At 62.1% G+C, this 12874-nt stretch carries 13 protein-coding genes; 9 read left to right on the top strand and 4 right to left on the bottom strand.

Annotated elements, in window-relative coordinates; all coding sequences use genetic code 11:
• Positions 1–78: 78 nt before the first annotated feature.
• The 5 genes from G6N74_RS03420 (at position 79) to recJ (ending at position 6291) form a co-directional block, all read left to right on the top strand.
• Complete coding sequence (locus G6N74_RS03420) at positions 79–459, top strand: hypothetical protein (protein WP_165114290.1); 381 nt, start codon at positions 79–81, stop codon at positions 457–459.
• A 70-nt stretch (positions 460–529) separates the two neighbouring features.
• Complete coding sequence (locus G6N74_RS03415) at positions 530–1747, top strand: LL-diaminopimelate aminotransferase (RefSeq protein ID WP_165114287.1); 1218 nt, start codon at positions 530–532, stop codon at positions 1745–1747.
• Between the two features lie 50 nt (positions 1748–1797).
• Positions 1798–3111: a homoserine dehydrogenase gene (locus G6N74_RS03410; protein WP_165114284.1), complete on the top strand. Its 1314-nt coding sequence runs from the start codon at positions 1798–1800 to the stop codon at positions 3109–3111.
• A 329-nt stretch (positions 3112–3440) separates the two neighbouring features.
• Entirely contained in the window at positions 3441–4418 is a 978-nt protein-coding gene (gene glpX / locus G6N74_RS03405) for a class II fructose-bisphosphatase (RefSeq protein WP_165114281.1), read from the top strand.
• An 88-nt stretch (positions 4419–4506) separates the two neighbouring features.
• Positions 4507–6291 (top strand): single-stranded-DNA-specific exonuclease RecJ, encoded by a 1785-nt coding sequence (gene recJ, locus G6N74_RS03400; RefSeq protein WP_165114278.1) that lies wholly within the window; start codon positions 4507–4509, stop codon positions 6289–6291.
• Here the strand turns inward: recJ and G6N74_RS03395 are convergent, their stop codons facing one another.
• The 3 genes from G6N74_RS03395 to folE form a co-directional block, all read right to left on the bottom strand.
• Entirely contained in the window at positions 6292–7263 is a 972-nt protein-coding gene (locus tag G6N74_RS03395; protein ID WP_165114275.1) for a patatin family protein, read from the bottom strand. It lies immediately after the preceding gene.
• Positions 7264–7347: 84 nt separating this feature from the next.
• On the bottom strand, positions 7348–7803 hold the full coding sequence (hisI, locus tag G6N74_RS03390; protein WP_165114273.1) for a phosphoribosyl-AMP cyclohydrolase: 456 nt from the start codon (positions 7801–7803) through the stop codon (positions 7348–7350).
• A gap of 43 nt (positions 7804–7846) precedes the next feature.
• Positions 7847–8485 (bottom strand): GTP cyclohydrolase I FolE, encoded by a 639-nt coding sequence (gene folE, locus G6N74_RS03385; protein ID WP_165114270.1) that lies wholly within the window; start codon positions 8483–8485, stop codon positions 7847–7849.
• A gap of 236 nt (positions 8486–8721) precedes the next feature.
• Between folE and G6N74_RS03380 the strand changes: the two genes are divergently transcribed.
• Positions 8722–9165 (top strand): iron-sulfur cluster assembly scaffold protein, encoded by a 444-nt coding sequence (locus G6N74_RS03380; protein ID WP_165114267.1) that lies wholly within the window; start codon positions 8722–8724, stop codon positions 9163–9165.
• On the opposite strand, the gene G6N74_RS03375 is transcribed toward G6N74_RS03380, so the two are convergent.
• Positions 9162–10070, bottom strand: a complete 909-nt coding sequence (locus tag G6N74_RS03375; RefSeq protein WP_165114265.1) for a LysR substrate-binding domain-containing protein — start codon at positions 10068–10070, stop codon at positions 9162–9164. The two genes, G6N74_RS03380 and G6N74_RS03375, sit on opposite strands and share 4 nt — an antisense overlap.
• A gap of 97 nt (positions 10071–10167) precedes the next feature.
• Between G6N74_RS03375 and G6N74_RS03370 the strand changes: the two genes are divergently transcribed.
• The 3 genes from G6N74_RS03370 (at position 10168) to thrS (ending at position 12872) form a co-directional block, all read left to right on the top strand.
• Positions 10168–10329: a hypothetical protein gene (locus tag G6N74_RS03370; protein WP_165114262.1), complete on the top strand. Its 162-nt coding sequence runs from the start codon at positions 10168–10170 to the stop codon at positions 10327–10329.
• 80 nt (positions 10330–10409) lie between these two features.
• Positions 10410–10784, top strand: a complete 375-nt coding sequence (gene yidD / locus G6N74_RS03365) for a membrane protein insertion efficiency factor YidD (protein ID WP_165114260.1) — start codon at positions 10410–10412, stop codon at positions 10782–10784.
• A 108-nt stretch (positions 10785–10892) separates the two neighbouring features.
• Complete coding sequence (thrS, locus tag G6N74_RS03360) at positions 10893–12872, top strand: threonine--tRNA ligase (protein ID WP_165114257.1); 1980 nt, start codon at positions 10893–10895, stop codon at positions 12870–12872.
• The last annotated feature ends 2 nt before the right edge of the window (positions 12873–12874 follow it).

Below are 12874 nucleotides of genomic sequence, written 5' to 3'. Positions count from 1 at the left end.
TTGACATGTTATCATGGGACGTCGAAAGAGGTCCAACAACGGCCCTTCATCGTGTAATAGGGTCGCAGAGGAAATAATATGACAGAGCTTGATCGCGGCGGCTTTTTTTCCGGGTTGCGGGTGGCGCTTGCGGGCGCCGGCATCGCGCTGGCGGCATCGCAGCTTTCGGCCTGCACCAGCGTGAACGACGGCGTCCCGGTCTCGACGGCAAAGCCTTCGGGCCTTTCCTCCGGTCAGGCCAACAATACCGGCACGTTTCCAAACCTGAACATTCCGCCCAAGGCCGCGAACCAGCAGTTCACGCCGGACCAGAAGACGGCGAAGTTTTCCGAGCTGAAGTCGGCGCAAGGCTCGCAGGCGGCCGCCGGCACCGGCAGCGTGCCCAACGACCAGCCTCGGCTGAAGAAGATAGCCGCCACGCACGCAGCCGAAACACTGGCCGAGATCGAAGGTAACTGATACCTCGACCCGCCCTGTGATTGGGTATATACGCGCGTCACGATTTGATGGCCATTTGCTTGGATTTGTCATGGAAGAGTTTCACAAGATTCGCCGGCTTCCGCCTTATGTCTTCGAGCAGGTCAACCGGCTGAAGGCCAGCGCCCGGTCGCGCGGCGCCGACATCATCGATCTCGGCATGGGCAATCCCGACCTGCCCACGCCGACGGCCATCGTCGACAAGCTGTGCGAAGTGGTGCGCGATCCGCGCACCCACCGCTATTCTTCCTCGCGCGGCATTCCTGGCCTGCGCCGCGCCCAGGCCAACTATTATGCCCGCCGTTTCGGCGTGAAGCTGAATCCGGACACCCAGGTCGTTGCCACGCTGGGCTCCAAGGAAGGCTTCGCCAACATGGCGCAGGCGATTACAGCACCTGGCGATGTCGTGCTCTGCCCGGATCCGACCTATCCGATCCATGCCTTCGGCTTCATCATGTCGGGCGGCGTCATCCGCTCGCTGCAGGCCAAGCCGGACGACAGCTTCATCCCGGCGCTTGAGCGCGGCGTGCGCCATTCGATCCCGAAGCCGCTGGCGTTGATCCTCAACTACCCGTCGAACCCGACGGCCCATGTCGCTACCCTCGACTTCTACAAGGACGTGGTGGCCTTCGCGAAGAAGAACGACATCATCATCCTGTCGGATCTGGCCTATTCCGAAATCTACTTCGACGGCAATCCGCCGCCTTCGGTGCTGCAGGTACCGGGTGCGATGGACGTCACCGTCGAGTTCACGTCGATGTCGAAGACATTCTCGATGCCCGGCTGGCGCATGGGCTTTGCCGTCGGCAATGAGCGGCTGATCTCGGCACTGACGCGCGTCAAATCCTATCTCGACTATGGCGCCTTCACGCCGATCCAGGTCGCGGCAACCTCCGCGCTCAATGGCGACGGTGCCGACATCGCCGAGGTGCGCGAGGTCTATCACAAGCGCCGCGACGTCATGGTTGATGCCTTTGGCCGCGCCGGCTGGGAAATTCCGGCGCCGGCTGCGACGATGTTTGCCTGGGCGCCGATCCCGGAGCAGTTCAAGCAACTCGGTTCGCTCGAGTTCTCCAAGCTGCTCATCGAGCATGCCGACGTGGCGGTAGCGCCCGGCGTCGGCTTCGGCGAGCATGGCGACGATTATGTGCGTCTTGCACTGGTCGAAAACGAGCATCGCATTCGTCAGGCCGCCCGTAACATCAAGCGCTTTCTGGCGACCACCGCCAAGCAGCCCAACAATGTGGTGCCGCTGACGGCGCATCGCTGAGCCGTCGCTGCCAACCATCCTGAATGACCGAGAAGAGGGGCGCCGCTATCATGGCCGAAGCTTTGCGTATTGGAATAGCCGGGCTCGGCACAGTCGGTGCCTCGGTCGTGCGTGTTCTGTCGGAGAAGGCTTCCGAACTCACTCGCCAATGCGGCCGCCAGCTGGTGGTGACCGCAGTTTCCGCGCGTGATCGTGCGCGCAACCGCGGTGTCGATGTCGCGGCCGCCAAATGGTTCGACGATCCGGTAGACTTGGCCAAGAGCGCCGATATCGACGTCTTCGTCGAACTGATCGGCGGTGACGAGGGGCCGGCGCGCGCTTGTGTCAAGGTAGCGCTTGAAGCTGGAAAGCACGTCGTGACAGCCAACAAGGCGCTGCTTGCCAAGCATGGCGTCTCATTGGCCGAGATCGCCGAGAAGAAGGGCGTTCTGCTCAACTACGAGGCGGCGGTCGCCGGCGGCATCCCGATCATCAAGACGATGCGCGAGGCGATGGCCGGCAACAGCGTGACGCGCGTCTTCGGCATCCTCAACGGCACCTGCAACTACATCCTGACGCGCATGGAGGCCGAAGGCCTGTCCTTCGAAGACTGCCTGAAGGATGCACAGCGCCTCGGCTATGCCGAAGCCGACCCGACCTTCGACATCGAGGGCAACGACACCGCGCACAAGCTGTCGATTCTGACCAGCCTTGCCTTCGGCTGTAAGATTTCCGCCGACGACATCTACATGGAAGGCATCAGCAACATTTCGCAGGCCGATATCCGCGCGGCGGGCGAACTCGGCTATCGCATCAAGCTGCTCGGCGTTGCCCAGCAGACGGAAAGCGGTATCGAGCAGCGCGTCCACCCGACCATGGTGCCGACTGCTTCGGTGATCGCGCAGGTTCATGGCGTGACCAATGCCGTTGCCGTCGAGACTGACATATTGGGCGAGCTTCTGCTGTCCGGCCCGGGTGCGGGCGGCAACGCCACGGCATCGGCCGTGATCGGCGATATCGCCGATATCGCCAAGAGCCGTCCCGGCTTCCAGCATGGCCCTGTCTTCGGCCGCCCGGCCAAGGAATTGAAACCCTACAAGCGCGCCAAGATGCGTGCGCATGAGGGCGGCTATTTCATTCGCCTCACCGTGCATGACCGCGTCGGCGTGTTCGCCGCCGTCGCCAAGCGCATGGCCGACAACGACATTTCGCTGGAATCGATCGTCCAGCACGCGGTCGGCACCGAAGAAGACGCAACCAAGACGGTCATCCTCGTCACCCACGAGACGACGGAGGCCGCCGTGCGCAAGGCTGTCGACGGCATCACCAAGGATGGTCATCTGACCGACAAGCCGCAGGTGATCCGCATAGAGCGGGCCGGCTGAGAGCCCGCCCGCTAACTCTACTCTGCCGGCCGACTGACGCAGTTTTCTGCGCTTTTCCAGAGCGCCGCGCGTCAATTCGGACGCGGGCTCACGTACTTTAAGTACGCTCCGCTCGTCGCCTGTGGCGACCCCGAAAACCACGCCATTCGACTCAGAGCGAGTTATCAGACAGGCTCTACGTTGCGCGAGCCAACCTTAATCGATTGATGTTTCCCCGTTCGGCAAGAACGGTGCCAACAGGTCTTGCCCTTGTCATTTCACTTTGACACAAGGGGCCGGCTGCCCGGTCCCGGGCGTTTCAAGATCAAGAACACGGGAATACTCAAACTATGGCGAAAAGCGTTGTCGCCGGTCTCGACCGGATCCTCACCATGGAACTCGTTCGCGTAACGGAGCGCGCCGCAGTGGCGGCAGCACGGCTTCGGGGCAGGGGCGACGAGATGGCCGCCGACCAGGTCGCGGTCGATGCCATGCGTGCGGAGTTGAACCGGCTTGCCATCAAGGGCACCGTCGTCATCGGCGAGGGAGAGCGCGACGAAGCCCCCATGCTCTATATCGGCGAGGAAGTCGGCTCCGGCGACGGCCCGGAGGTCGATATCGCGCTCGACCCGCTGGAAGGCACGACCATCTGCGCCAAGAACCTGCCCAATGCGCTGGCAGTCATCGCCATCGCCGAGAAGGGCAGCCTGCTGTTCGCGCCAGACGTCTATATGGACAAGATCGCCGTCGGACCCGGCTATCCCGATGGCGTCATCGACATTGATGCGACTCCCGAGGAAAACATCAGGAGCGTGGCCAAGGCCAAGGGCGTCCCGGTTTCGGAAGTCACCGCCTGCATTCTCGACCGCCCGCGCCATGCCAAGCTGATCGAAGCCGTGCGCAACACCGGTGCGGCCATCCGCCTGATCGGCGACGGCGACGTTGCCGGCGTCATCCACACCACAGACCCGGACGAGACCGGCATCGACATCTATCTCGGCACCGGCGGTGCGCCGGAAGGCGTACTGGCTGCGGCGGCATTGCGCTGCACCGGCGGCCAGATGCAGGGCCGTCTGATGCTCGACACGCCGGAAAAGGTGGCGCGCGCTGCCAAGATGGGCATTTCGGACCCCGATAAGGTCTATCGCATCGAAGAAATGGCACGCGGCGACGTGCTTTTCGCTGCCACCGGCGTCACCGACGGCAATATGCTTGCCGGCGTGAAATTCGGCCGCAACTCGATCACCACCGACACGATCGTGCTGCGTTCCTCGTCGAAGACCGTGCGTGAGATCAAGGCACGCCATCAGGACCTCGATAAATTCTGAGGACTGTGGCCCGACATTGCCGTGCTGCCCTTGGGCATTCACCCATGAACGCCTATCGTGCGGCCATGGGTGAAGAACTGGGCGGCGCATGACAGCCGAAAAGCGGTATTTTCTGGGCGTAAAGCGCTCCGCGACCGGGCTTGCCTGGGAACATCGGCTGAGCGAACGCCAGGAGATGACAGCCCTTGCCATCGCGCAGGGCCACGGCGTGCCCGACATTGTGGCGCGCGTGCTCGCCGGTCGCGGGGTTCTTGCCGAGGATACCGAGCGTTTTCTCGACCCGACGATCCGCGATCTTCTGCCTGATCCAGCTTCGCTGACCGACATGGAAGCAGCGGCCGAACGCATCGCCGACGCCGTCGTGCGGCGCGAGAAGGTCGCGATCTTCGGCGACTATGATGTCGACGGAGCCGCGACGTCGGCGCTTCTGAAGCGGTTTCTTGCCCATTACGGCATCGAGGCCGAAATCTATATTCCCGACAGGATTTACGAGGGTTATGGCCCGAATCCTGAGGCGATGCGCGAACTCGTGTCGCGTGGCGCACGGCTGATCGTCACGGTGGATTGCGGCACCAACAGTGCAGCCTCAATCGATGCTGCGCGCGAGGTCGGTGCCGATGTCGTGGTCCTCGACCACCATCAGGTCGGCGGGCCGTTGCCGGTGGCGCGCGCCATCGTCAATCCGAACCGCGACGACGATCTTTCCGGGCAGGGACATCTCTGCGCAGCCGGCGTGGTGTTTCTTGCGCTTGTTCAGACGGCAAAGGTTTTGCGCAGCAGGAATCTCGACACTCCTCCGCCTGATCTGCTGTCGATGCTCGACCTGGTGGCGCTGGCGACTGTCTGCGATGTGGTGCCGCTGACCGGTGTCAATCGTGCTTTCGTGGTCAAGGGGCTGCTCGCTATCCGGCAGCAGAAGAACGTCGGCATCTCAGCGCTTGCGCGCGTGTCACGCATTGGCGAACCGATCAGCACCTTTCATCTGGCCTTCCTCATCGGCCCGCGTATCAATGCCGGCGGGCGCATCGGAGACGCGGCACTCGGCAGCCGGCTTCTGGCGACGGACGATCCGGTCGAGGCGGGAACGATCGCCGAAACGCTGGACCGGCTGAACCAGGAACGGCAGGCAATGGAGCAGGAGATGCTTTCCGAGGCCCGCGCCGAGGCCGACGCCGAACTCGCCGGCGGCACCGGTCCCGCTGTGATCGTGACGGCTGGCCCGAAATGGCATCCCGGCATCGTCGGGCTGCTCGCCTCGCGATTGAAAGACCATGCGCGTCGCCCCGCCTTCGCCATTGCCTTCAACCCCAATGGATTGGGCACTGGCTCAGGACGCTCTGTCTCGGGTTTCGATCTCGGAAAACTTGTGCGCGAGGCAGCCGATCGCGGGCTGATCGTCAAGGGCGGCGGTCACGCCATGGCGGCTGGCATCACCGTCGAGCGCGAAAAGCTCGGCGCGCTGCGTGCCTTTTTCGAGGAACGCGCGGCAGCCGATGTGTTTCGCCTGCAAGGCGAGGAAAGCCTGCCAATCGATGCGGCACTGGCCGCGGACGGCGCCACGACCACGCTGCTCGACACGCTGGAAAAGGCCGGCCCGTTCGGTGCCGGCCATGTCGCGCCGGTCTTCGTGCTGCCGCGCCACAAGATCGTCGATGCCCGGCTGGTCGGTTCTTCCCACATCAGGGTCGATCTTCGCTCGGATGGCGGCGGGCGCATCCAGGCGATCGCCTTTCGCGCCCTCGATACGGCTTTGGGAGATTTCTTGTTCAAGAGCCGCGGCGCGACGGTGCATGTCGCTGGGTCTTTGTCTTCGAACTACTGGAACGGCAACAGGACCGCGCAATTCCGCATCATAGATGCAGCACCGGCCTGATTAGACAAGAACCGCCTGCAGCCGCTCAAGCTCGGTGATATGCGCCTTCGTTGCCTCGTAGCCGAGGCGGATCGCTTCGTCGGCGCGGTGGAATTCCGACAGGCCGATATGGCCGAGTTTAGGTTGGATCGACATATCCGGCGGGTCGCCCGCCAAACGCGCGCGTGAGATGCGGTCCTGGATGATGTTGAAGGCCTCGACCATGACACCGGTGATGCCGAGGCGGGTTTCCTTTGCGCGCGCTTGCGTGTCCTTGCGGCCTGCGGCGGGCGCGTCCTTTTCGATCACCAGTTCGCCGGCGTTATGCTTGATCACGGCGGCGCGGCCATAAAGATCGTAGTGCAGATTGACCGCAACGACGAGCGGCTGCTCGTAGGCGCGGCAGACGGAAACCGGAACCGGATTGACCAGCGCGCCATCGACGAGGATGCGCTTGTTGGCGACGACCGGTTCGAAAACGGCCGGCAGCGCGTAGGAAGCACGCATGGCCGTGATGAGCGAGCCGTTCGACAGCCAGATTTCATGGCCGGTGCTGATTTCCGCGGCGACGCAGACGAAAGGTTTTGGCAGATCCTCGAAGCGCAGGCCGGACATGTGCTCCTGCATCCGCGCGGTCAGCTTCATGCCACCGAAAAGGCCACTGCCGCCGAGATGAAGATCGAGCAGGCCGAAGAAGCGGCGCCTTGTCAGGCTGCGGGCGAAATCTTCCAGTTCGTCGAGCTTGCCGGCGAGATAACAGCCCCCGACCAGCGCGCCGATCGAGGTGCCGGCGATCATGTCGATTTCTATGCCGGCTTCATCAAGTGCCCGCAGCACACCGATATGCGCCCAGCCACGCGCGGCTCCACCACCGAGTGCCAGCGAGATGCCGGATTTTTTCTGGGGCTGCGGTTCCTGTATGCCGCCGGACGAAGCGGGGCCGTTGGCTTCCCGCACGTCGGCTCTATTGCGTAGTGACGCCCACTCGAGCATCGAAATCTCCCATGTCCCACCCCGATGATAGGCATGGGCCGTATCGAAAAGGTGAATCTATGTGACGGTTCAAGTTTAAGTGGTTCACTTGGCGTCTGGATATGTCTTTTTAACGTCGAAAAGCGGCCTGCTGCCATCATCACTTAGGATGGCAACTCCGTCTTTTGCAGCCACCGTCCTGTAAAAACACGAACGCCGGCCGGTGTGACAGGTTGCATCGTGGCCCAACACATTTACGCGAAGCCAGACAGCATCCTGATCACAATCGGTACGGATCTCGGCGACGTGCTGCATGTTTCCGGAGGTCTCGCCCTTCTTCCAGAGCGCATTGCGTGACCGCGACCAGTAATGCGCGATACCGGTCTCCAGCGTCAGCGACAGGGCTTCGGCATTCATATGCGCGACCATGAGCAGCATGCCGTCGCGGGCATCCGTCACAACGGCCGTTACGAGACCGTTGGCGTCGAAGCGCGGCGCGAAGGATTTGCCTTCCTCGAGCGTTTTCTTGTCCGATGAAACGTCAAATGCGATGGGGGCCATTGCCGGCTCCTTGTTCGCGGACCCGGCAATCACCTGATCTTGATCAGGAGGAAGCGCCGTTCCGCACCATTGTCACAAACCGGACCTGCTCTTCGGGACTGTCCTTGAAAGCGCCGGTGAAGGTTGAGGTGAGGGTGGTGGAACCCTGCTTGCGAATGCCGCGCATGGCCATGCACATATGCTCGGCTTCGATCATGACGGCAACGCCGCGCGGGTTTAGCACCTCCTGGATGACGCCGGCAATCTGCGCTGTCATCGCTTCCTGCGTTTGCAGGCGATGCGCGAAGATATCGACGACGCGTGCGATCTTGGATAGGCCGACGACCTTGCCATCCGGCAGATAGCCGACATGGGCCTTGCCGATGATCGGCACCATGTGGTGCTCGCAATGCGAATGGAACTGGATGTCCTTAATCAGGACGAGATCGTCGTAGCCGGCCACTTCCTCGAAAGTGCGGCCAAGCTCTTCCGCCGGGCACATATCATAGCCGTTGAACATCTCGCGGAAAGCCTTGGCGACGCGCTTGGGCGTGTCGCGCAAACCCTCGCGGTCGGGATTGTCGCCGGTCCAGCGCAGAAGCGTGAGCACGGCGGCCTCGACCTCGGCCTGAGACGGCCTGTTGGTCTCCGGCTTGTCGAGATATTCTGATTTCGGCATCAATTTCTTGATCACGGCGTCCATGAAGGATGTCTCCCGTAGCCCCTCTCACAGGAGGGACGAGTTGAACGGACCACAGCCTTTTTGCGGGAGTTCGGAAATTCCGGCCCGAAAGCGGCGTGACTTGAGTTCCGTCGGTTCAGCATTGTTGGTCGCCTTGCCGTTAGCGGAACACCAGCATTATATAAGGGCTTGCCGGGCGATTGGAAGATGTACAAACGGCAAAGGCTGTCTGCGGAACGGCGACGGATTGGAAAACCATGATTGACGATGTCTACAATGCGAAAATTCTCGGCTTTGCCGGAAATATCGCCCGCATCGGCCGGCTCGATCATCCAGACGCCACCGCGACCGCCCATTCCAAGCTCTGCGGCTCGACCGTCACCATCGACCTCAAGATGAAAAACGGCGTCGTCACCGACTTCGCCCACGACGTGAAGGCCTGCGCGCTCGGCCAGGCATCGTCTTCGATCATGGCGCGCCATGTCGTCGGCGCCACTGCCGAGGAACTGCGCCAAGTGCGCGAGACCATGCGCAAGATGCTGAAGGAAAACGGCGCGCCGCCTGAGGGGCGTTTCGACGAACTCAAATATCTCGAGCCGGTGCGCGACTACAAGGCCCGCCACGCCTCGACCATGCTGACCTTCGATGCGGTTGTCGACGCCATCGGCCAGATCGAGAAGAAACACGCCGACGCGGCTTAAATAAACTTCGTCGCCTGCTCGGCTTTTAGTTCCTCCTGAATCCAATTCGCGAAAGCCTGAGTTGCCTCGCTCAACTCCTTGAAGTCGGGCGCGACGAGCCAGTAGGCGCCATAGGGCACCTCGATCGGGAAGGGCATCACCAGTCTCTTCGCCTGCAGGTCCCGGCTGATCAGCGCGATATCGCCGAGCGCGATGCCGTGTCCCAGCACGGCGGCCTGGGTCGCGAGCGCAGAATCGGTGAAAATCGGGCCGCGCTGCGGTGCCATGTCGTGAATGCCCGCTTCTTCGAACCAGCGTGACCAGCCGTTGCGGTTCTCATCGTGCAGCAGGCTGTGATGACGGAGGTCGCCGGGTGTCAGTAAAGGCGGGCCCGACGCAAGAAGTTCGGGAGACAGCACCGGCGCTACCGAAATGTCGAGCAGGCGCGTGGATTCGGTGCGGGGCCAGGATGTTTCGGTCGCGCTGAAACGGATGGCGATTTGCGCTTCGTGGCTGCGGAATTCGATCAGGCGCGGGTCGACGCTCAGCGAGACATCAATATCAGGGCGTAACCGGCTGAAAATATTGAGTCGAGGGACCAGCCATGTGCCCGCGAAGGACGGCTCGACGCTGACGGCCACCGTCTCATGCGGTAGCGCTTCGCGCAGTTCGGTCAGGCGCCGGTCGATGTCGTCGAAGCTCGTCGTCAGTTGTTCCAGCAGGCGCATGCCATTCTCGGTCAGCGAGACGCGGCGGTGATGACGCTCGAACAGCGCGTAGCCGGTGAAGTGCTGGAGTTCGCGAATCTGCCGGCTGATCGCGGCCTGCGATACGAAAAGCTCATCCGCCGCCTTGCTGAAGCTCAGCAAACGGCCGGCCACTTCGAAGCTCCGTAAGGCTGTCAGCGGAAGCCGCCCGCGTTTCATCTTGCATAACCCCAAGTTATCCAAGCGCGAAATTATACTCGTTTGAGGACGAAGTACAGGCGCGGTCTAATCCTTGTGTAACAAGGAGGCTACGGCCATGAACCTTACAAACATCTTCGGCGACGTCATCCGCATCCTGACTTTTCAGACCATGCCGCTGCGTTCCCGGCACGATCGACCGAGCCGCGAGGAGCACCCGGTCGAACTGCGCTACCCGGAGCGGCCCGCGCGGCCTGCGCGCAACGACAGTCTCATCTGAATTGCATGCGACGCGCATGTAGTTGCAAAACAGCGCTGGAAACGACATCTACGACGCTGACGGAGCGTTGAAATAGGCGGATGAGCCACGATCACCAGCATACGCACGCGGCCCGGCCGGTCGCGCGCGGCAGAAACTGGCCCGGCCCCTGGCGCAAGACGCCGGGCCGGGTTTTCGGCACGTCCCTGGTCCGGTTCTATCAACTCACGCTTTCGGGTTTCGTCGGCAATTCCTGCCGGCATTTGCCGACTTGCTCCGAATACGCCCACGAGGCCATCGCCCGTCACGGCTTGTGGGCCGGCGGCTGGATGGGGTTTTTTCGGGTGATGCGCTGCGGCCCATGGGGCACGCACGGCATCGACCGGGTACCCGAACGGTTGACCGCGCGGTATCGCTGGTTCACGCCGTGGCGTTACTGGCGCATCGGAAAAATGCCGCAAGACACGCAAAGCTGAACGCTCTCGCCTTTACGGCGCGGCAATCTCCCCCTAAAAGGCCGTCGCTGCCGGACGCATCCGGCAATTTAACCACCCGCGCTCGTTTGCGGGACTGGATAGGAGAATATGATGTCGAACGTTTCCCTCACATTTCCCGATGGCTCCGTACGCGAATACGACGCGTCGATGACCGGTGCGGCACTCGCCGAATCGATCTCGAAGTCGCTCGCCAAGAAGGCCGTGGCCTATGCCGTGGACGGCACGCTGCGTGATCTTTCCGATCCGCTCGGCAAGTCGGGCAAGGTCGAGATCGTGCTGCGCGACGATCCGCGCGCGCTCGAATTGATCCGCCACGATACGGCGCATGTGCTGGCCGAAGCCGTGCAGGAAATCTGGCCGGGAACGCAGGTCACCATCGGCCCTGTGATCGAAAACGGTTTCTATTACGATTTCGCCCGCAACGAGCCCTTCACGCCCGAGGATTTCCCCGTCATTGAAAAGAAGATGCGCGAGATCATCGGCCGCAACAAGCCGTTCACCAAGCAGGTGTGGACGCGCGAAAAGGCCAAGCAGGTGTTTTCCGACAAGGGCGAGGCCTACAAGCTCGAGCTGATCGACGCCATTCCCGAGGGCGACGATCTGAAGATCTATGCGCAGGGCGACTGGTTCGACCTCTGCCGTGGCCCGCATATGGCTTCGACCGGGCAGATCGGCTCGGCCTTCAAGCTGATGAAGGTTGCCGGCGCCTACTGGCGTGGCGATTCGAACAATCCGATGCTGACGCGCATTTACGGCACGGCCTGGGTCGACCAGGCGCAGCTCGACCAGTATCTCCACATGCTGGAAGAGGCCGAGAAGCGCGATCATCGCCGCCTTGGCCGCGAAATGGACCTCTTCCATTTCCAGGAAGAGGGGCCGGGCGTCGTCTTCTGGCACGCCAAGGGCTGGAAGATGTTCCAGAACCTCGTCAGCTATATGCGCCGCCGGCTCGACACGCAGGGCTACCAGGAAGTCAACGCGCCGCAGGTACTCGACAAGTCGCTGTGGGAAACGTCGGGTCACTGGGGCTGGTATCGCGATGCCATGTTCAAGGTCACGGTTGCCGGCGATGACACCGACGACGATCGCGTTTTCGCGTTGAAGCCGATGAACTGCCCGGGCCACGTCCAGATATTCAAGCACGGCCTGAAGTCCTATCGCGATCTTCCGGTAAAGCTTGCCGAATTCGGCAATGTGCACCGCTACGAGCCTTCCGGCGCGCTGCATGGTCTAATGCGCGTGCGCGGCTTCACGCAGGACGATGCGCATATCTTCTGCACCGAAGAGCAGCTTGCCGACGAGTGCCTGCGCATCAATGATCTGATCCTGACGACCTATGCCGATTTCGGCTTCGACGAGATCAGCGTGAAGCTGTCGACGCGCCCTGACAAGCGCGTCGGTTCCGATGAGGCATGGGATCATGCCGAGGAAATCATGGGCAATGTGCTGGAGACGATCAGGGCGCGCTCGGGCAATCGCATCAAGACGTCGATCAATCCGGGCGAGGGCGCATTCTACGGTCCGAAGTTCGAATATGTGCTGAAGGACGCCATCGGCCGCGAGTGGCAATGCGGCACCACGCAGGTCGATTTCAACCTGCCGGAGCGTTTTGGCGCCTTCTACATCGGCTCGGACTCGGAGAAGAAGCAGCCAGTGATGATCCACCGCGCCATCTGCGGCTCGATGGAACGCTTCCTCGGTATCCTGATCGAGAACTATTCGGGCCATTTCCCGCTCTGGTTCGCGCCGCTGCAGGTGGTCGTCGCGACAATCACTTCGGACGCCGACGAATATGCGCAGTCGGTGGTCAAGAAACTGAAGGCTGCCGGCCTGTCGGCCGAAGCCGACCTGCGCAATGAGAAGATCAACTACAAGGTCCGCGAACATTCGCTGGCCAAGGTTCCGGTCATTCTCGTCTGCGGCAGGCGAGAGGCGGAAGAGGCGACGGTAAATGTCCGCCGTCTCGGCTCTCGCGACCAGACATCGATGACGCTGGACGAGGCGGTGGCAGCGCTCAGCGACGAGGCGATAACGCCGGATCGCAAGCGGGCGCTGTTGGAGAGCTAAGG

It is taken from the genome of Mesorhizobium zhangyense, assembly GCF_011045115.1.
GTDB classification, from domain to species: domain Bacteria; phylum Pseudomonadota; class Alphaproteobacteria; order Rhizobiales; family Rhizobiaceae; genus Mesorhizobium_M; species Mesorhizobium_M zhangyense.
Note: the sequence above shows the minus strand (reverse complement) of the source record. Positions and strands in the feature narration are given on the sequence as shown.